The organism is Lutibaculum baratangense AMV1 (assembly GCF_000496075.1).
GTDB classification, from domain to species: domain Bacteria; phylum Pseudomonadota; class Alphaproteobacteria; order Rhizobiales; family Tepidamorphaceae; genus Lutibaculum; species Lutibaculum baratangense.
Genome location: NZ_AWXZ01000029.1, coordinates 93,743 through 111,892, shown reverse-complemented (window position 1 = coordinate 111,892; position 18,150 = coordinate 93,743). Strand labels below are relative to the sequence as shown.

Annotated in this window: 18 protein-coding genes; 10 read left to right on the top strand and 8 right to left on the bottom strand. The window is 67.5% G+C overall.

The features are described from left to right. The first annotated feature begins 16 nt into the window (after window positions 1-16). Together N177_RS10530 and N177_RS10525 are read left to right on the top strand one after the other, a co-directional pair. Window positions 17-463 (top strand): c-type cytochrome, encoded by a 447-nt coding sequence (locus tag N177_RS10530; protein WP_023432299.1) that lies wholly within the window; start codon window positions 17-19, stop codon window positions 461-463. 16 nt (window positions 464-479) lie between these two features. Further along, window positions 480-1,397, top strand: coding sequence for a c-type cytochrome (locus N177_RS10525; RefSeq protein WP_023432298.1), 918 nt, complete (start codon window positions 480-482; stop codon window positions 1,395-1,397). Between the two features lie 24 nt (window positions 1,398-1,421). Here the strand turns inward: N177_RS10525 and N177_RS10520 are convergent, their stop codons facing one another. Continuing rightward, complete coding sequence (locus N177_RS10520) at window positions 1,422-1,757, bottom strand: hypothetical protein (RefSeq protein ID WP_023432297.1); 336 nt, start codon at window positions 1,755-1,757, stop codon at window positions 1,422-1,424. A gap of 365 nt (window positions 1,758-2,122) precedes the next feature. On the opposite strand from N177_RS10520, the gene N177_RS10515 reads away from it, so the two are divergent. Next, complete coding sequence (locus tag N177_RS10515) at window positions 2,123-3,148, top strand: aspartate-semialdehyde dehydrogenase (RefSeq protein WP_040485560.1); 1,026 nt, start codon at window positions 2,123-2,125, stop codon at window positions 3,146-3,148. A 46-nt stretch (window positions 3,149-3,194) separates the two neighbouring features. Here N177_RS10515 and betA read toward each other — a convergent pair whose 3' ends face one another. Both betA and betI read right to left on the bottom strand, forming a co-directional pair. Next, window positions 3,195-4,859 (bottom strand): choline dehydrogenase, encoded by a 1,665-nt coding sequence (gene betA, locus N177_RS10510; RefSeq protein WP_023432295.1) that lies wholly within the window; start codon window positions 4,857-4,859, stop codon window positions 3,195-3,197. Beyond that, entirely contained in the window at window positions 4,856-5,443 is a 588-nt protein-coding gene (betI, locus tag N177_RS10505; protein WP_023432294.1) for a transcriptional regulator BetI, read from the bottom strand. The genes betA and betI overlap by 4 nt, the downstream gene beginning before the upstream one ends. A gap of 145 nt (window positions 5,444-5,588) precedes the next feature. Between betI and N177_RS10500 the strand changes: the two genes are divergently transcribed. From N177_RS10500 to mdoH, 7 genes are all read left to right on the top strand, one after another. Beyond that, complete coding sequence (locus N177_RS10500) at window positions 5,589-6,536, top strand: choline ABC transporter substrate-binding protein (protein WP_023432293.1); 948 nt, start codon at window positions 5,589-5,591, stop codon at window positions 6,534-6,536. 73 nt (window positions 6,537-6,609) lie between these two features. After that, on the top strand, window positions 6,610-7,455 hold the full coding sequence (choW, locus tag N177_RS10495; protein WP_023432292.1) for a choline ABC transporter permease subunit: 846 nt from the start codon (window positions 6,610-6,612) through the stop codon (window positions 7,453-7,455). After that, the gene (gene choV, locus N177_RS10490) at window positions 7,452-8,612 is read left to right on the top strand and encodes a choline ABC transporter ATP-binding protein (protein ID WP_023432291.1); all 1,161 of its coding nucleotides are present in this window, start codon (window positions 7,452-7,454) and stop codon (window positions 8,610-8,612) included. Before choW ends, choV begins: the two co-directional genes overlap by 4 nt. Before the next feature lie 98 nt (window positions 8,613-8,710). Then, window positions 8,711-9,361 carry a class I SAM-dependent methyltransferase gene (locus tag N177_RS10485; protein ID WP_160170927.1) on the top strand — a complete coding sequence of 217 codons (651 nt, stop codon included), beginning with the start codon at window positions 8,711-8,713 and terminating at the stop codon, window positions 9,359-9,361. Next, a complete protein-coding gene (locus N177_RS10480) occupies window positions 9,358-10,239 on the top strand; it encodes a glycosyltransferase (protein ID WP_023432289.1) in 882 nt (293 codons plus the stop codon). The genes N177_RS10485 and N177_RS10480 overlap by 4 nt, the downstream gene beginning before the upstream one ends. 285 nt (window positions 10,240-10,524) lie before the next feature. Beyond that, window positions 10,525-12,015, top strand: coding sequence for an OpgD/OpgG family glucan biosynthesis protein (locus N177_RS10475; RefSeq protein WP_152527902.1), 1,491 nt, complete (start codon window positions 10,525-10,527; stop codon window positions 12,013-12,015). Beyond that, the gene (gene mdoH / locus N177_RS10470; RefSeq protein WP_023432287.1) at window positions 12,003-14,177 is read left to right on the top strand and encodes a glucans biosynthesis glucosyltransferase MdoH; all 2,175 of its coding nucleotides are present in this window, start codon (window positions 12,003-12,005) and stop codon (window positions 14,175-14,177) included. The genes N177_RS10475 and mdoH overlap by 13 nt, the downstream gene beginning before the upstream one ends. Here the strand turns inward: mdoH and hisD are convergent, their stop codons facing one another. The 5 genes from hisD to N177_RS10445 form a co-directional block, all read right to left on the bottom strand. Next, window positions 14,178-15,524 (bottom strand): histidinol dehydrogenase, encoded by a 1,347-nt coding sequence (hisD, locus tag N177_RS10465; RefSeq protein ID WP_023432286.1) that lies wholly within the window; start codon window positions 15,522-15,524, stop codon window positions 14,178-14,180. A gap of 428 nt (window positions 15,525-15,952) precedes the next feature. After that, window positions 15,953-16,453 (bottom strand): response regulator, encoded by a 501-nt coding sequence (locus N177_RS10460; protein ID WP_023432284.1) that lies wholly within the window; start codon window positions 16,451-16,453, stop codon window positions 15,953-15,955. A gap of 300 nt (window positions 16,454-16,753) precedes the next feature. Beyond that, the gene (locus N177_RS10455) at window positions 16,754-16,990 is read right to left on the bottom strand and encodes an HP1242/YdcH family protein (RefSeq protein WP_023432283.1); all 237 of its coding nucleotides are present in this window, start codon (window positions 16,988-16,990) and stop codon (window positions 16,754-16,756) included. A gap of 96 nt (window positions 16,991-17,086) precedes the next feature. Further along, entirely contained in the window at window positions 17,087-17,632 is a 546-nt protein-coding gene (locus tag N177_RS10450; RefSeq protein WP_023432282.1) for a TadE/TadG family type IV pilus assembly protein, read from the bottom strand. A gap of 18 nt (window positions 17,633-17,650) precedes the next feature. Continuing rightward, a complete protein-coding gene (locus N177_RS10445; protein ID WP_341872333.1) occupies window positions 17,651-18,115 on the bottom strand; it encodes a TadE/TadG family type IV pilus assembly protein in 465 nt (154 codons plus the stop codon). Window positions 18,116-18,150: the final 35 nt, after the last annotated feature.

Genomic DNA, 18,150 nt, shown 5'->3' with positions numbered 1-18,150 from the left:
CGGAGGAGGAGATCCCGTGAAAAAGGCACTTGTCGCCGCATCTGCGGCCTTTCTCGCCTTCGCGGCGGTCGCGGCCGTCGCGCAGGACGATCCGATCGAGACACGGCAGCAGATCATGAAGGACGTCGGCAAGGCGACGGGCGCCGGCGCCAAGATGGCCAAGGCCGAAGAGCCTTTCGACGCGGCCACGGCCGAGGAGGTCTTCACGACGATCCACGCGAAGATCGAGCAGTTCCCGCAATATTTCCCCGAAGGCAGCGAAACCGGCGGCGACACCGAGGCGAGGCCGACGATCTGGAGCGATCGCGAAGGCTTCGAGAAGGCGGCCGACAACCTGCAGCAGGTTGCCGCGAAATACATGGCCGACGTGCCGCAGGATCTCAAGACGTTCCGCCCCGCCTTCGCGGAGATGACGAGGATGTGCGGCGCGTGCCACGAGGACTACCGCGTCAAGAAGGACTGATTCGGAGCACCCGACATTGCGCATCGCCCGCGCGCTTCTCGCCCTCGCCGCGGTCGCCGTCGTCATCGCGGCGGCCGCCCTCTTCTGGCTCAGCCGTCCCGTCAGCGTCGCCGCCGAGGACCTGCCGGGTCACCAGCCGGATCCCGCGAACGGAGAGTTCGTCTTCTGGGCGAGCGGCTGCGCCTCCTGCCACATCGCCCCCGGCAGCGACCAGCGCACGCTGCTCGCCGGCGGCGTGGAGCTCGAGACGCCTTACGGGGTGTTCCGCGCGCCGAACATCTCGCCCGATCCCGAGCACGGCATCGGCGGTTGGTCGATGGCGCAGTTCGTGAGCGCGGTGAAGTACGGCACCGCGCCGGACGGCCACCACTACTACCCGGCGTTCCCCTACGCCTCGTACCACAAGATGAGGGTCGAGGACGTGATGGACCTCAAGGCCTTCCTCGACACGCTGGAGCCGTCGGACAACGATGTCGCCGGCAACGTCCTGTCCTTTCCCTACAACATCCGCCGCGGCCTCGGCCTGTGGAAGTTGCGGTACCTCTCCGAGGATCCGGTGGTGGAAGACCTGCCGGACGACCCCGCCGTGCGCCACGGCCAGTACCTCGTCGAGGCGATGGGCCACTGCGGCGAGTGCCACACCGCGCGCGACGGCGCCGGCGGCATGCTCCCCTCGATCTGGCTCGCCGGGGCGCCGAACCCCGAGGGCGAGGGCATGGTCCCGAATATCACGCCGCACCCTCAGGGTCTCGCGGACTGGAGCGAGGGCGACATCGCCTACGCGCTGGAGACGGGGCTGACGCCGGAGTTCGATTCCCTCGGCGGCTCGATGGCCGAAGTGGTGCGCAACCAGTCCCGCCTCGCCGACGACGACAGGCGGGCGATCGCAGCCTATCTGAAGGCGATCCCGGCGCGCACCCCGGAGGACCGGTAGCCTGCTAGGGCCTCCGGGCCGGCTTCAACTCCCCGTGCCGGGGGTGAACAGGCAGATCGTCCGGCCGTCGGGATTTCCGCCCGCGCTGCAGATATGGTAGCGCCCGTCGGGGCTCACGCGCGCCTTCTCGAACGGTATCGTCTCGCCGGTCCGCTCGATGAGCCAGCCCGCTTCCGTGAATCGGACGGCGGTGGCCTCCACCGGCTTGCAGTCGCGGTCCGAGCAACACGACCAGGGGTACCAGCTGTGCGCCGCAGCCGGCTGCGGCGCCAGGATTGCGGCGGCGATCGAGGTGGCGAGAAGCGCAGCGCGCGCTGCATTGGCTTCCGAGGTCGAAAAGGTCGAGGACGTCCAGCGCATCGGGTGCCTCCCCGGCTGGAGTTGAGGAAGCGCGGCGCGCCCCGTCACAGGTGCTCGCGCGTTGTTGCTAACGTTGCGGAAGGTCTCCGGTTCGGGCTTTGGGGATTCTGTTGACAGCCGGACATTTATCGTGTTCCGGAATAGCAGCGCGCCCACGCGGCGCGACGGACGAGGATTTTCAGGATGACCGCCGTGGTCACGACGAAAACGACGAAGACCATCACGGGCACCGGCACGGCCGGCGCCTGACGCTCTTCCTCGTCCCCGGTTCCCTCTCCCCGGCGGGGCGAGAGGGCCGGCCCTCGAAGGGCCGCTTTCACTGCCCCGGGGAGAGACGGGACAGGTCGTTTCCAGGAGTTTTCGACATGGGCTACAAGGTCGCCGTCGTCGGTGCCACGGGCAATGTGGGCCGCGAGATGCTGAACATTCTCGACGAGCGGGAGTTTCCGGCCGACGAGGTCTTCGCCATAGCCTCGCGGCGTTCGCACGGGCGGGAGGTCTCCTTCGGCGACAAGACGCTGCGGTGCATCGACATCGAGCAGTTCGACTTCTCGAAGTGCGACTTCGCGCTGATGTCGGCGGGCGGCAGCGTCGCCAAGGAGTGGGCGCCGAAGATCGCCGCGACCGGCTGCCTCGTCATCGACAACTCCTCCTATTTCCGCACCGACCCGGACGTGCCGCTGATCGTGCCGGAGGTGAACGCCGACGCGGTCGACGGCTTCTCGAAGAAGAACATCATCGCGAACCCGAACTGCTCGACCGCGCAGCTCGTCGTGGCCCTGAAGCCGCTGCACGACCACGCGGGCATCAGGCGCGTCGTCGTGTCGACCTACCAGTCCGTCTCAGGGGCGGGCAAGGAGGCGATGGACGAGCTGTGGACGCAGACCCGCGGCATCTTCGTGACCGACCAGCCGAGCCCGGAGAAGTTCACGAAGCAGATCGCCTTCAACGTCATTCCCCACATCGACGTCTTCATGGAGGACGGCTCGACGAAGGAGGAGTGGAAGATGATGGTCGAGACGAAGAAGATCCTCGACCCGAAGATCAAGCTGACCGCCACCTGCGTGCGCGTGCCGGTCTTCGTCGGCCACTCTGAGGCGGTGAACATCGAGTTCGAGAACCCCATCACGGCCGATGAGGCTCGCAACATCCTGCGGTCCTCGCCCGGCATCCTGGTGATCGACAAGCGCGAGGACGGCGGCTACGTGACGCCCGTGGAGTGCGTCGGCGAGTATGCGACCTATATCAGCCGCATCCGCGAGGACATGACCGTGGAGAACGGGCTGGCGATGTGGATCGTCTCCGACAATCTCCGCAAGGGCGCCGCGCTGAACACCGTCCAGATCGCGGAGACGGTGGTCAATCGCGGCCTCCTGAAGAAGGCCGCCTGATCGCACGGAACAGGCTCCCGCGCTCCGTTCGCGGAGCGCGGGGCATCTATCTCTGCTTCGTCTGCCACTCCGGGTGGATCCACACCCGCCGCGTGTCGCGCGGCAGCGGAGGCTTGCCGAGGATGTGGTCGGCCGCCTTCTCCCCGACCATGATCGAGGGCGCGTTCAGGTTGCCGTTCGTGATGCGCGGGAAGATCGAGGAATCGACGACGCGGAGGCCCTCGACGCCGATCACCCGGCACTCGGGATCGACGACGGCGAGCGGATCCTCGGCCGCACCCATGCGGCACGTGCCGCAAGGGTGGTAGGCGCTCTCCACCTCCTCGCGCACGAACTCGTCGAGCGCCTCGTCGTCGGTCGCGTCCGGCCCCGGCATGATCTCCCGGCCGAGATAGTCCTTCATCGCCGGTTGCCGCAGGATCTCCCGCGTCAGTCGGATGCAGGCGCGGAAATCCTCCCAGTCCTCCGCATGCGACATGTAGTTGAAGAGGATCTCGGGAGCGGCCTCCGGTTCGGGCGAGGTGAGCGCCACGTGGCCGCGCGACTTCGAGCGCATCGGCCCGACATGCACCTGGAACCCGTGCGCCTTGACCGCGCTCGTGCCGTCGTAGCGCACCGCGAGCGGCAGGAAGTGGTACTGGATATCGGGGTAACTGACGCCGGCCTTCGAGCGGATGAAGGCGGCGGATTCGAACTGGTTCGAGGCTCCGAGGCCCGTCTTCGTGAAGAGCCACTGGGCACCGACGAGCGCCTTGCCGAGCAGGTTGTTGTAGCGATAGAGGGTCACCGGCTTCAGCGACTCCGCCTGTAGGTAGATCTCGAGGTGATCCTGAAGGTTGCGGCCGACGCCCGGACGGTCGGCCTTCACCTCGATGCCGAGCTTCCGAAGCGCGTCGGCGCCGCCGATGCCCGACAGCATCAGGAGCTTCGGCGAGTTGATGGAGGATGCCGACAGGATGACCTCGCGCCGGGCCCTGACCGTCCGCTCCACGCCCCTCGCGCCGATCTCGACGCCGGTCGCGCGGCCGTTCTCGATCACGACACGCCGCACGAAGCTGTTCGCCATGACCCGGACGTTCTTGCGCTTCCACGCCCTGCGCAGATAGGCGTTGGCGGCCGACCAGCGCCGCCCGCCCCAGACCGTCATCTCCATCGGGCCGAAGCCCTCCTGGCGGTGGCCGTTATAGTCGGCGGTCTCGCCGTAGCCCGCTTCCTTCCCGGCCTCGACGAAGGCGTGGTAGAGCGGGTTCCTGCGCGGGCCCCGCGTGACGTGGAGCGGACCGTCGCTGCCGCGCCATCCCGCCTCGCCGCCGTGGCTCGTCTCGAGCTTCAGGTAGTAGGGCAGGATATCGGCGAAGCCCCAGCCCTTCGCGCCATCCGCCTCCCACCCGTCGAAATCGCAGGCGTGGCCGCGCACATAGACCATTCCGTTGATGGAAGACGATCCTCCGAGCACTTTTCCGCGCGGCACGGCGAGCCGGCGGCCGCCGAGATGCGGTTCGGGTGCGGTGCGAAAACCCCAGTCGTAGCGATTCATGTTCATGGGATAGGAGAGGGCGGCCGGCATGTGGATGAACGGGCCCCAGTCGGTGCCGCCGCCCTCGATGACGAGCACGGAGTGGCGGCCGTCCTCGCTCAGCCGGTGGGCGAGCGCGCAGCCGGCCGAACCCGCTCCGACGATGACGAAATCGGCCTCGAGCGGCTCGCTCATGGCGCATTCACCTTCAGTTGCGTGTCGACATAGTCCTCCACGAGCGCGATCGCGGCGGCGGGGTCGGGGGGCTCGGCGCGCAGGGCGTGGCGGATCCACAGCCCGTCGATCAGCGCGGCGGTGCCGTCGGCGATGCGGGCGCCGGCCGTCCGGTCCGTGAGTTGGGCGAGCTCGTGCTGCAGGTTCGACTTCAGGCGCAGGGCGTAGATGCGCAGGAGGCGGTTCGCCCTCTCGCTCGTCTGCGCCTGGAGGTAGAAGGCGAGCCAGGCGGAGATGACGGTGGGGGTGAACTGCACGGGATCGAAATTGCCGGCGATGATCGCCGAAACCCGCGCGCGAGGGCCCGGCGCGGCCGCGAGGCGCTTCGAGACCTCCAGGCCGAGCTCGCTCAGGAGGTGGCGCATCGTCTCCGCGAGCAGCTGCTCCTTGGAGCCGAAATAGTGGTGGGCGAGGGCGGGCGAAACGCCGGCGCGGCGGGCGATCTGGCCCATCGTCACCTCGCAGAACCCCGCATCATGAATCGCCTCGATCGCCGCCCCGATCAGTGCCCGCCTGCGTATTGGCTGCACGCCCACCTTCGGCACGTCGGCCTCCAGAGCACTTTGATTGATTGACTGGTCAATCAATAAACCTTGCCAAGGCCGGCCGTAAAGTGCTCAAATGCCGCCATCCCGACGACGGCGGCGCCCGAGCGTGTCGTCATGTGCCATCGCTAGCGGAGGAACCCACATGAACCTTGCTCTGAAGGGGCTTTTCGGACTGACGGCACTGGCCGCCATCACCGGGCCGGCGTTTGCGCAGGAGCCCGAGGCGTGCCGAACCGTGACGTTCTCCGACGTCGGCTGGACCGACATCACCGCCACGACGGGGGTCGCGACGACGGTGCTGGAAGCCTTGGGCTACGACACGGAGGTGAAGGTTCTCTCCGTGCCCGTCACGTACACCTCCCTTGCCAGCGGGGACATCGACGTCTTCCTCGGCAACTGGATGCCGACCATGGAGGCCGATCTCGCGCCCTACCGTGAGAAGGGCACCGTCGAGGTGCTCGACGAGCCGAACCTCGAAGGCGCCAAATACACGCTCGCGACGCCGCAATACGCGTTTGACAATGGGCTCACGAGCTTCCAGAGCATCGACGAGTTCAGGGACGAGCTCGGCGGCAAGATCTACGGCATCGAGCCCGGCAACGACGGGAACCGCCTGATCCTCGACATGATCGAGGGCGACCAGTACGGCCTCGGCGACTTCGATCTCGTGGAATCCTCGGAGCAGGGCATGCTCGCCCAGGTGCGGCGCGCGGTGCAGCGCGAGGAGCCGATCGTGTTCCTCGCCTGGGAGCCGCACCCGATGAACTCGAACTTCGACATCGCCTATCTCGAAGGCGGCGACGACGTGTTCGGGCCGGACTACGGCGGCGCGACGGTCTATACCAACGTGCGCCAGGGCTACCTCGAGGCCTGCCCGAATGTCGGGCAGTTCCTGAGGAATCTCTCCTTCTCTCTCGAGATGGAGAACGAGATCATGGGCAAGATCCTGGACGACAACCAGGAAGCCCAGGCCGCGGCGACCGCGTGGCTCAAGGACAACCCCGACGCGCTCGACGGCTGGCTCGACGGCGTGACGACCGCAGCGGGCGAAGAGGGGCTTCCGGCGGCGAAGCAGGCGCTCGGCCTCTGACGCGGGCGCGACGTCCTTCCGGCGGCGCGTGGTTCAACCGCGCGCCGCTTGTCCTTCGTGAGGAGCCTCTCCGGTGAACTGGCTGACAGACCACAAGATTCCCGTCGGTGCGTGGGTCGCCGACGGCGTCGACTGGGTCACGATCAACGCGCAAGGGGTGTTCGACTTCATCTCCTTCGTGCTCGATCGGATGATCGGCGGCATCCTGTGGGTCCTGCAGTCGCCGCATCCCTTGATCATCGTCGCGATCGCCGGAGCGCTCGCCTATCTCGTCCGGCGATCGGCGGTCTTCGCGGTCTTCGTGGTCTTGAGCCTGCTCTTCATCATCAATCAGGGCTACTGGCGGGAGACGACGCAGACCCTGTCGCTCGTGCTGTCGGCGACCTTCGTCTGCATGGTCCTGGGCGTGCCCCTCGGGATCGCGGCGGCGCACCGGAAGTGGCTCCAGGAGGCGCTCCGCCCGATCCTGGACCTGATGCAGACGATCCCGACCTTCGTCTACCTCATCCCCGCGCTCATCCTCTTCGGCCTCGGCATGGTGCCGGGCCTGATCGCCACCGTCATATTCGCCATACCCGCGCCGATCCGCCTGACGCAGCTCGGCATCTCCTCGACGCCGAAGCAGCTCATCGAGGCCGGCCTCGCCTTCGGCGCGACGAAGCGGCAACTCCTGTGGCAGGTCGAGCTGCCTTACGCGCTGCCGAGCATCATGGCGGGGCTGACGCAGACGATCATGCTGTCGCTGTCCATGGTGGTGATCGCCGCCCTCGTCGGCGCCGACGGCCTCGGCGTGCCGACGCTGCGGGCGCTCAACACGGTCAATATCGCGCGCGGCTTCGAAGTCGGCATGGCCATCGTGCTCGTCGCGATCGTGCTCGACCGCTTCTTCCGTGTGAACGAGCCGGGGAAAGGCAGATGAACGAGAAGAGCGAGCCGATCGTTCGCTTCACGAACGTCTCGATCGTCTTCGGCGACGACCCGGGCTCGGCGCTGCCGCTGATCGACCAGAACAAGACCCGCGGCGAAATCCAGGAGGAGACGGGTCAGATCCTCGGGGTCGCGGATGCGACGCTGGACGTCGAGGAGGGCGAGATCGTCGTGCTGATGGGCCTGTCCGGCTCCGGCAAGTCGACCTTGATCCGCGCGGTGAACGGCCTGAACGACGTCGCACGCGGAGAAGTCGTGGTGCGCGGGCCGAAGAAGGCGATCAATCCGCACTCTTGCTCCAGGGCCGATCTCCGCGACCTCAGGCGGCACCTGGTGACGATGGTGTTCCAGCAGTTCGCGCTTCTGCCTTGGCGCACCGTCGCGGACAATGTCGGCTTCGGGCTGCAGCTCTCCGGCGTGAAGTCGGCGGAGCGGCAGAGGAAGGTCGAGGAGCAGCTCGCCCTCGTCGGTCTCGAGGGCTGGGGCGACAAGTACGTGCACGAACTGTCGGGCGGCATGCAGCAGCGCGTGGGCCTCGCCCGCGCCTTCGCGACCGACGCGCCGATCCTCCTGATGGACGAGCCGTTCTCGGCGCTCGACCCGCTGATCCGCTCACGGCTTCAGAACGAGCTGCTCGAGGTCCAGGAGCGCCTGAAGCGAACGATCATCTTCGTCAGTCACGACCTCGACGAGGCGCTGAAGATCGGCAACAAGATCGCGATCATGGAGGGCGGCCGGATCGTCCAGTTCGGAACGCCGCACGACATCGTGCTCGAGCCGGCCAACGAGTACGTCGCCGACTTCGTGGCGCACATGAACCCGCTGTCGGTTCTCAGGGCACAGGACATCATGCTGCCGGTGGAATCGTTCGCCCCGGTGAGCGGCGGCTACTACGTGGACCAGGTGCGAAACCTCGTGCTGACGGACGAGGGAAGGTTCCGCCAGAACGCGAGCGAGCTGCCGACTGTCGAGCTTCGGACGAACGAGCCCGTGGAGGGCTGCATCGCGATCGCCGACCGCGGGACATCGGTGCGCGACCTCATGATGGCGAGAACGGTCAGCGGCTATCCGGTCTTCGTCGCGGAGGAGGGCAGTATCGTCGGGCGCGTCGGAGACAGCGAGATCTACGCGGGGCTGCTCGGCCGCTGAGGCGCTTGCGGGGCGTCGCCTGCCGCGTATCCTGCGGCACCCGCAGCACGCGTACCGTGCGGCTGCCCGGCAACAGGATCGATCGCAGGCATTCGATGATGGACGGTGAACCCGGCGGATACTTCACGCGTGCCCGGCTGGAGGTGTTGCCCTACCTCCCGCAGCGCTGCGACAACGTGCTCGATGTCGGCTGCGGCTCGGGCGCGACCGTCGAGGCCATCCGTGTCCACCGCGACGTCGCTTGGGCCGGCGGAATAGAGATCGACCCGGCCGCGGCAGCCGCCGCGCGGGGACATCTGGACTACCTCTACGAGGGCGATGTCGCCTCCGCTCCGCTGGAAGAGGTCCTCGGGCCGGGAAGTCTGGACCTCGTCCTCTGTCTCGACGTGCTCGAGCATCTCGTCGACCCCTGGTCCACCGTGCACCGGCTTACGCCCCTGCTCGCGCCCGGAGGTCGCCTCGTCGTCTCGGTCCCGAACATTCGCAACTGGAAGTTCATCTGGCGGCTCCTGACGAAAGGAGACTTCCGCTACCGCGACTCCGGGCTTCTCGATCGGACGCATCTGCGCTTCTTCGTCCGCGAGACGGCGGCGGAGCTTGCCTGCTGCGGTGGCCTGAAGCTCGTGGCCTGCGACAATGCCACCCGCTACCGGGCGTCCGAGATGCGGGCCTGGATCTCCAGGGCGACCGGCGGGAGGGCGGACACGCTGCTCGCCAAGCAGTTCATCGTGGTCGCGACCCCACAATGATCGACGTCTCGATCACACGTCTCGTCGTCTCCTACAACTCCGCGGCGATTCTGCCGTGGCAGGCGCGGCAATGCTGCGAGATGCCGGTGCTCGTGGTGGACAATGCGAGTTCCGACGGCTCCGCCGATCTCGCCGCTTCGCTCGGCGCGCGCGTGCTGCGCCTTCCGGCCAACATCGGCTATGGCCGCGCGATCATGTCCGGTCTGGCGCAGGTCGATACGGATTTCGCCCTCGTGCTGAACCCCGACGCCGCGATCGATGCCGCAAGCCTCGGCGCGCTCGCGGACGCCGCCACGCGCTACCCGGAGTGCGATCTGTTCGTGCCGGCGCTGATCGGTGAGGACGGGACCGGCTTCTACCGCGTGGAGTCGAGCCTGGAGAAGCGCCAGCGGCATCGGCGTCCTCCCGAGGGCGAGGCATGCGTGCCCATTATCTCCGGCGCGGCCATGCTGGTACGGGTGCGCGCATTCCGGGAATTCGGGGGCTTCGATCCAGCGATCTTCCTCTATTTCGAGGAGGACGAGCTCTGCTTCCGCTACCGCGCAGCGCGCCGACCGATCATCTACGTGCCGTCCGCGACGGTGCAGCATCTTCGCGACCGCTCGTCGAGCGGGGACGATGCCACAGGCCTCGTGAAGGACGTGTCTTTCGGCTGGTCGTTGGCCTACGTCATGCGACGGCACGGGGTCGGCCGGCCCTGGCGGACCTTTTTTGGCCTCGTGGCGAAGCTCCCGCTCTACCTTCTGGCGGGGCGGCGGCGGCGCCTGCGTCGGCAACTCGCACGCATCCGCGGGTTTCTCGCAGGAGCGAGAGGAAGACCCGCTCCCTTCATGCCAGTGGACGGCCTGCATGAGGCGCGCGCGACCGCCCACGGCTAGACGAGCCGGTGAGCGCGTTCATATGCCTTGAAGCGGCCGGGTTCAGCCTTCATTCAACGCGCCGCCACAAATTGATGCGCAACTTCGCGTCGCTGCGGCCGGCGCCGCATTCTCAAGCTCGGGAAATGCCTCTAGAAAGGGCGTGACCTGATCGTGAGCATATGCGCCTGAAGTCACATTCTCCACTTAAGGGGGCGGAGCGGTTTCATGATGTTGGATCGTCGAGGACTTCTTCTTGTCGGCGCTGCCGCGGCGTTTGCGCGGTGGCTGCCGGCGGGAGAGGCGATGGCGCAGGAGGAGGGGGCGGTCCTGCAGTTTGGCGACCCGACCGAGTTCAACGCCGCGATGGTGCGCCAGCGGGCTCGTGCCCTGGCCGCGGAAGCCTACGAGCCGGCCGAAGGTGATTTGCCGGACGCGGTGAGCGACCTCACCTACGACCAGCTTCGGGACATCCGCTTCAGGAGCGCCTCCGCCCTGTGGGCGAACGAGGAACCTGAGTACGAGGTGCAGTTCTTCCATCCCGGCAACGTCTTCACGGACCTCGTGCGGATCAACGTCGTCGCCTCGGGCGAGGCACGGCAGGTCCTCTTCTCGCCTCAGCTCTTCGATTACGGTCCGCTCGTTCCGGAGGACCTGCCGAAGGAAGGCCTCGGCTTCTCGGGCTTCCGCGTGCACGGTCCGGTCAACCGGGACGACTATCTCGACGAAATCCTCGTCTTCCAGGGCGCGAGCTACTTCCGCGCGGTCGGCCGAAGCCAGACCTACGGCCTCTCCGCCCGCGGCCTCGCCATCGGCACCGCGGAGCCGCAGGGCGAGGAGTTTCCGACCTTCCGGGAGTTCTGGATCGAGCGCCCGCGGCCGCAGTCCAACTCGGTCGTCATCCACGCGCTCCTCGACAGCCCGAGCACGACCGGTGCCTTCCGCTTCACGGTGCGCCACGGCGACTTCACCGTCATGGATGTCGAATCGGTCTTCTACCCGCGCGCCGAGATCGACCGTGTCGGGATCGCGCCGATGACGTCGATGTTCTTCTTCTCGCCGCACGACCGGCAGGACGTGGACGACTACCGCGAAGCCGTGCACGATTCCGACGGCCTCCTCATCTGGAACGGCCGCGGGGAGTGGCTCTGGCGGCCCCTGATCAACCCGATGATCCTCCAGGTATCCTCCTTCGTCGACCAGCAGCCGCAGGGCTTCGGCCTGATGCAGCGGTCTCGCGGCTTTGCCGACTTCCGCGACCTCGAGGCGAGCTACGAGCGGCGCCCGAGCCTGTGGATCGAGCCCGTCGGCGACTGGGGCGAAGGCGCGGTGATGCTCGTGGAGATCCCGACGGCCCGCGAGGTGCACGACAATATCGTCGCCTTCTGGCGCCCGGCCGAGAGGCTCCTGCCGGGAGAAAGCTACCAGTACACCTACAAGCTCCACTGGGGCCCTTCGGTCCCGCTCGATCGCAACCTCGCTTACGTCGCGGGCACGTTCGGCGGCGCGGGCGGCAATCCGGCGCTGCACGAGAACACGTCGCGCCGGCTGCTGGTGGCGGAGTTCGTCGGAGGACTGCTGGCCGAGATGACCGACCTCAGCGAGATCGAGCCGGTCGTCACGACGACCGGGGGCGAGATGGCTCGTCCCGTGATCAGCCGAAATCCCCACACGTCGGGCATCCGTGTGAGCATGGATTTCGATCCTCAGGGCGCCCAGATGATCGACCTGCGCTGTTCCCTCGCCCGCGGAGGAAAGACGATTTCAGAGGTCTGGATCTACCGATGGGCGGCGTGAACGAGTCCGCCTACAAGCGGCGGGGGGTGGCCGACGTCGTTCTGCCGCCCGAGGCGCCGCTGGCGATGCCGGCACAGGACCTGCGACATCCGCCGGCCACCATTCGTGAACTGCCGCGGGACCGGACTGCCACGGTCATCCGCGCCGGTGTCGTCGTCGGCACGCTCGGGCTGACGGCCATCTTCTCCCACGAGATGTATGCGGTGCTCGCGGTCGCCGGCCTGACGAGCGTCGAGGCGGTGATGCTCGTCCTCTTCGTCATCAACATCGCCTGGATCGCCCTCTCGGCCGTCAGCGCGGTCGCGGGCTTCGCCGCGCTTGGACGCCGCCCCTCGGCCTGGCCGGCAGACGGCGGCGAGACGCCGATGCCGAGAAGCCGCACCGCCATCCTCATTCCTGCGTACAACGAGGATCCGGCCCGCGTCTTCGCGGCGGCAGCCGCCACGGCGGAAGGGTTGGCTGCGGCAGGTGCGGAACGCCTGTTCGACATCTATGTCCTCGCCGACACGACCGATCCCGACGTCTGGGTCGCGGAGGAGGTCGCCTATCGTGCCGTCCTCCGGCGGCGCGCCCCGCGTTGCCGGATCTTCTACCGGCGTCGCCGCAAGAACACCGAGCGCAAGGCCGGCAATGTCGCCGACTGGGTGAGGCTTTCCGGCGGCGCGTACCCGTTCTTCATCTGCCTCGACGCCGACAGCCTGATGCAGGTCGACACGCTCCTGCGGCTGGCGGCCACGATCGAGGCCAATCCCGATCTCGGGCTCCTGCAGACCGTGCCGATGCTCGCGAACCGGAACACGGTCTTCGCCCGCATGCAGCAGTTCGCCGGACGCGTGTACGGCCGCGTGATCGCCGCCGGGCTCGCCTCTTGGACCCGCTCCGAAGGCAACTACTGGGGCCACAACGCGATTATCCGCACGCGAGCGTTCGCGGAGGCCGCGGGCTTGCCGCATCTGAGGGGAAAGCCGCCCTTCGGCGGGCACATACTGAGCCACGACTTCGTGGAAGCCGCCCTGATGCGGCGCGCCGGCTGGCAGATCCAGATGGCGCCGACCCTCGACGGCTCATACGAGGAGAGCCCTCCGACCCTGATCGACCTGGCCCAGCGCGACCGGCGCTGGTGCCAGGGCAACCTGCAGCACTCCAAGGTGCTGCCGGCCAGGGGCCTGCACTGGATCAGCCGCGTGCATCTGGGCATGGGCATCATGTCCTATCTCGCTTCGCCGATCTGGCTCGCCTTCCTGCTCGCCGGTCTCGTCCTTGCCCTGCAGGCGCACTTCATCCGCCCGGAGTACTTCACGAGGGAGTTCCAGCTCTTTCCAACCTGGCCGGTCATCGACTCCGAGCGCGCGATCGGCCTGTTCATCGCGACGATGCTCCTCCTGTTCACGCCGAAGTTCCTCGGCCTCGCCTATGCGCTGCTCGACGAGAAGCGCCGGCGGGCGATCGGCGGCGGGTTGCGGGGGACGGTCTCGCTGCTCGTCGAGAGCCTGATCTCGGCTGTCATCGCGCCGATCCTGATGGCGATCCAGTCGGCCGCCGTCATCGAGATCCTGATCGGACGCGACAGCGGCTGGAACCCGCAACGGCGCGACGACGGCTCGATGCCGGTCATGGACGTGGCGCGCCGCCACTTCATGCACATGATGTTCGGCATCGTCCTCGGCGTGAGCGCGTGGCTCGTCTCGCCGCACCTGCTCGCCTGGATGAGCCCGGCGGTCGCGGGTCTGGTTCTCGCGATACCCGCCTCCCTCTTCGTCGCGCGCAGGGATGTCGGGCTTTGGCTGCGTCGCAAGGGCCTCATGATGACGCCGGAGGAGCAGGAAAAGCCGGCCATACTGACCGCTTCCCAGGCGATCACGGAGGATCTCGAGCGCGAGCTGAGCGGCGATATCGACGCCTATCTCCGCCTGTCGTCCGACCCGGCCCTCCTGGCCTTCCATCGCGCGAGCCTGCCGCCCGTGCAGCCGCTGCCGCCGGGGGAGATCGACATGTCGCTGGTGGCGGGGCTGGCGCGCCTCGAGGCCGCGGAGACCCTCGAGGACGCCATCCACTATCTTTCCAAGAAGGAGCGTCTGGCCCTTCTCGCCGACCCGGAGGGGCTCGACCGGGTGGCGATGTTGCCTCGCCGCAAGCCGCCGCAGGGCTTCGCGGCCAGCTGATCAGTCGGCGCTGTTGCCGCCGTCGCGCAGGCGCGAGACGGCGTTCGCATGGGCGTCGAACCCCTCGTATCTCGCGAACACCCTGGTGGGAGCCCGCAGCGGCTCGAGACCCTCGGCACTCAGGCAGGCGATCGTCTGGCGCTTCGTGAAGTCGAACACCGACAGCGGCGACCGGGTCCTGGCCCACCCTCCCGTCGGCAGGACATGGTTCGGTCCGAGGACGAAGTTCGCGATGGAGATGGCCGAATGCTCGCCGAGCAGGATCTCTCCCGCGTGGGTGAGCTTCGCGAGGTAGGGCCAGGGATCCTTGCTCTCGACCATGAGATGCTCGGGCGCGTAGTCGTTGACGAAGCGGCAGGCCTCGTCGATGTCGGGCGCGATGACGATGCCGCCGCGCGTGCCGGTGAGGACCGCCCGCGAAAACTCCACGCGCTGCGGGCTCATATGGGTCCAGAGGTGCTCCACGGCGAGCTCGACCCGGTCGGCGAGGCGCGGATCGTTCGTGACGAGATAGGCGGAGGAATCCGGCCCGTGCTCGGCCTCGTTCAGGAGGTCGAGCGCCGTGCGGCGCGGGTCGGCCGTCTCGTCGGCCAGGACGATCGACTCCGAGGGGCCGGCGGGCGGGCCGACATCGATCACGTTCGACAAGACGTGCATCGCCGCCACGACCCAGGACGAGCCCGGACCCACGATCTTCGAGCAGCGGGGAACGGTGCGGGTGCCGTAGGCGACGGCCGCGACGGCCTGGGCGCCGCCGCAGCGATAGGCGCGGGTCACGCCGGCGAGCCGGCAGGCGAAAAGCGTGGCATCGTCTATGCCGCCGCTCTCCGTCGGCGGTGTGAGAACGACGATCTCCGGGACACCCGCCACCGCCGCGGGGATCGCCGTCATCAGCGCCACGGAGGGAAAGGCGCCCTTGCCGCGGGGCACGTAGCACGCGACGGAGGGGATCGGGAGGGTGCGCTCGCCAGCGAGCTGCCCGGGGCCCATCTCCTCGAGCCACATGCCGTGCGGCATCTGCCGCTCGTGGAAGCGCCTGATGTTGGCGGCGGCGAGCCGCATCGCGTCCTTCAGCTCCGGATCGAGCCTGCGCTCCGCCGCGTCGAACTCCTCTTCGGTCGCCGCGAGGCGCCGCGGATCGAGATCGGCCGCCCTGTCGAAACGGCGGCCGTAGTCCGCGAGGGCCTCGTCGCCCCGTGCCTTCACGTCGGCGATGATCGGCTGCACGCCGGCGATGAAGTCGGAGAGGTCAGCCTCGCTGCGCAGGAGCAGGCGCTCGCGCTCCTCGTGCGAGAGGCGAGCGAGCTCGTGGCGGGACAGGCGGACGGTCGGGCGTTCGGCGGACATGGCGGCTTGAACCTCGGTTGGCGAGGTCGGAGTAGTCGACTTGCGCCGCCGTCTCAAGCCGCGAGTTGGCGGAGTGGCGCGCCCGGATCAGATCCTCGCGAGGAGGAACGGCGCGACGAGCACCGCGAAGAGGCCGAGCGCCTTCAGGCGATCGGAGAACCTGTCGATGCCAAGCACGCGGGGAGGAACGCGCATCTCTTTCTCCTGTGAATGCTGCGCCGCATATAAGCTCGCGCCGCGGGTCGCAGGAGGATGCAAAAGGTCGCATAGGTATTAGGCCAGAGGGCGGCCGCGGCGGGATCTTGCGCCTCGGTGGGCGCGGCTCCCCGCGTCCGTACGGCATGCCGATACTCTGGAGCCGGGGAGAACGGCTGCCACGACAGCAGGATCGTCAGTGGGGGACGCGAAGGCGGGCGCCGCCGGCCGTCTCAGAGCGCGTCGTCGCTGCCGGACAGGGCGGTCTCGAGCGTGCGGGCGAGCGCACTGGGGGTGATGTTCTTCTTGGAGTGGATGAACAGGTTCGCGTCGGTGAAGAAGGCCTGCAGCTCTTCGGAGGAGAGGCTCGACAGCATCACCACCGGGCAGGAGCAGGGCGAATTCGTCAGGAGCGAGACGAGCTCGACGCTGACGCCTCTGCCCAGCCACACGTCGATGATGACGAGGTCGTGCTTGTGCTCGCGCCAGACGTGCTGCGCCTCCTTCGGGTCGGAGACATGCCGGACGGTGAATTTCGGGTTCTGGCACTCGGCCAGCGAGGCCAGGATCTCCTGCGTCTCGGCATCCGTGCCGTCGATCAGCAGGACCGAGACGCCTTCGGACGGCGAGCGCTCGTGGTTATTCTCCCGACGCGTCTCGCGCCATGTCTCGCCTCTGCAACTATCGCGGAAAGACATAAGCGCGTGCGCGCCGGCAAGTGCGTCGCCGGACATCCAGGCCCCCTAGATCTCGTCCGTGCGCCGTCGACTTCGATGTGCCGCATCTAGCCGACAAGGTGAGCATTTTCCCCCTGCGCACGATTCGCGATCATCCTGCGCGTTGCGGGATTCGGCGTCAATCAGATTGGGGAAAATCTGCGGCAAATTCGATGCGAGTTTTGGCCGAAATGCGGCGCGGCCTGTGGGGAAAGCTGTGGACGAAGATGAGGAAGGGCAGGTGCGTCAACGACTTGTAAACCCGTTCGTGCGCCCTGCCGCTTCCTCCACAGTGGTGGACAACCTCCGTCTGCGGGCTCAAGCAGTGAGCAGGGCCGCGATCTCGTCCTTCAGCGCCACCCGCTCGTGTCTGAGCTGCCGCGCGCGCTCGTCCGAGGCCGGCTCGACATCCGTCTCGATGCGGTGGATCTGCCGGTTGATCTCGTGGTAGCGCTCCGCGAGACGGGCGAAGTGCGGGTCGCTCGTCTTCAGGGCGTGGATGCGCTCCGCCTTGTCGGGGAAGTCCTCATGAAGCTCGTGCGGGACGTGTGACATCGGGATCTCTCCATCCGGTGGTCGTTCCGGATGTTTGTTCCCGTTGTTCGGATCGCGTGCCTTGATCCCGGTCAACGCGGGGTGGCGGGATCGGCCTCAGCAGCTGTGCTCGATGACGGCGCTGCGGCGGGGGCGGAGGTAGAAGGTGTCGCTGAAGGTGATCGCTTCCTTGATCACGTTGCCGAAGGTCGGCTTGTAGCGGTACTTGACCTCGGCGACGACGAGGCTCGTGCCCTCGATCCTGATGTTGTCTGGAAGGTTCATGCTGCTGCCGCAGCCTCGCGCCGTTCCCCCGCCGCTGGCCTCGCTCCACAGGACTTCGGTGCCGTTCTGCGTGATCCTGACGTTCGAGACGACGATCTCGAGCGGCGCGGCGTCGTATGGGGTCAGCACGGCGTCCGTCGCGTCGAAGATGTTCCGGATGTCTGCATTGGAGAGCTGTGTGGCCTGCGCCACGAGGTCACCGACGACGCTCGCCGCCGTCGTCACCTTGCGGTCGACGGTGAGGGCGTGGCTCAATTCCACGCAGCCGAGATAGAGCAGCACCAGTATGGGAAGGATGAGCGCGAACTCGACCGCCGAAACGCCTCGCTCGTCGCGGAACTGCTTCAGCTCCGCCATCATGTTGCGAACTCCAAGCATGCCCCGATCTCGCCTCCCTCAGCTGCCGAACGGCTCGTTGCGGAACGCCACGGTCGAAGCCAGGAGCCTCTTGCCGTTCGGGAGGTTCGCCATGTCCGCTCCGAGGCCCGGCACGATGGTCGGCCACTCGTAGAAGGCGCGCACGACGACGATGTCGCCGCCATTGCCGGGCTGGAAGGCGAAGTCGTTGCGCAGGTTGCCGTCCTCGTCGACCGGCGGCGTGACGTCGATGGAGGCGAAGCTCGGGTAGGTGCGGACCTCGAGGCGCAGGCCTCCATCGCAGTCGAAGAGCGCGAGGATGCGGTCGCACACGGCCGTCTTGAAGGATGTCGCCTCGAAGCCTTGCGCCTGCCCGGTGCGGATGAGCCGCGCGGCCTGCGAGACACCGGTGTCCATGACCTGCTGGGCGAAGAAGATCAGCGCGACCTCGAGGATGGCGAAGAGGAGGGCGAAAAACGGTACTGCGACGAGAGCGAACTCCACCGCAGTCGCTCCGGTCTCGTCGCGACGGAACTTCC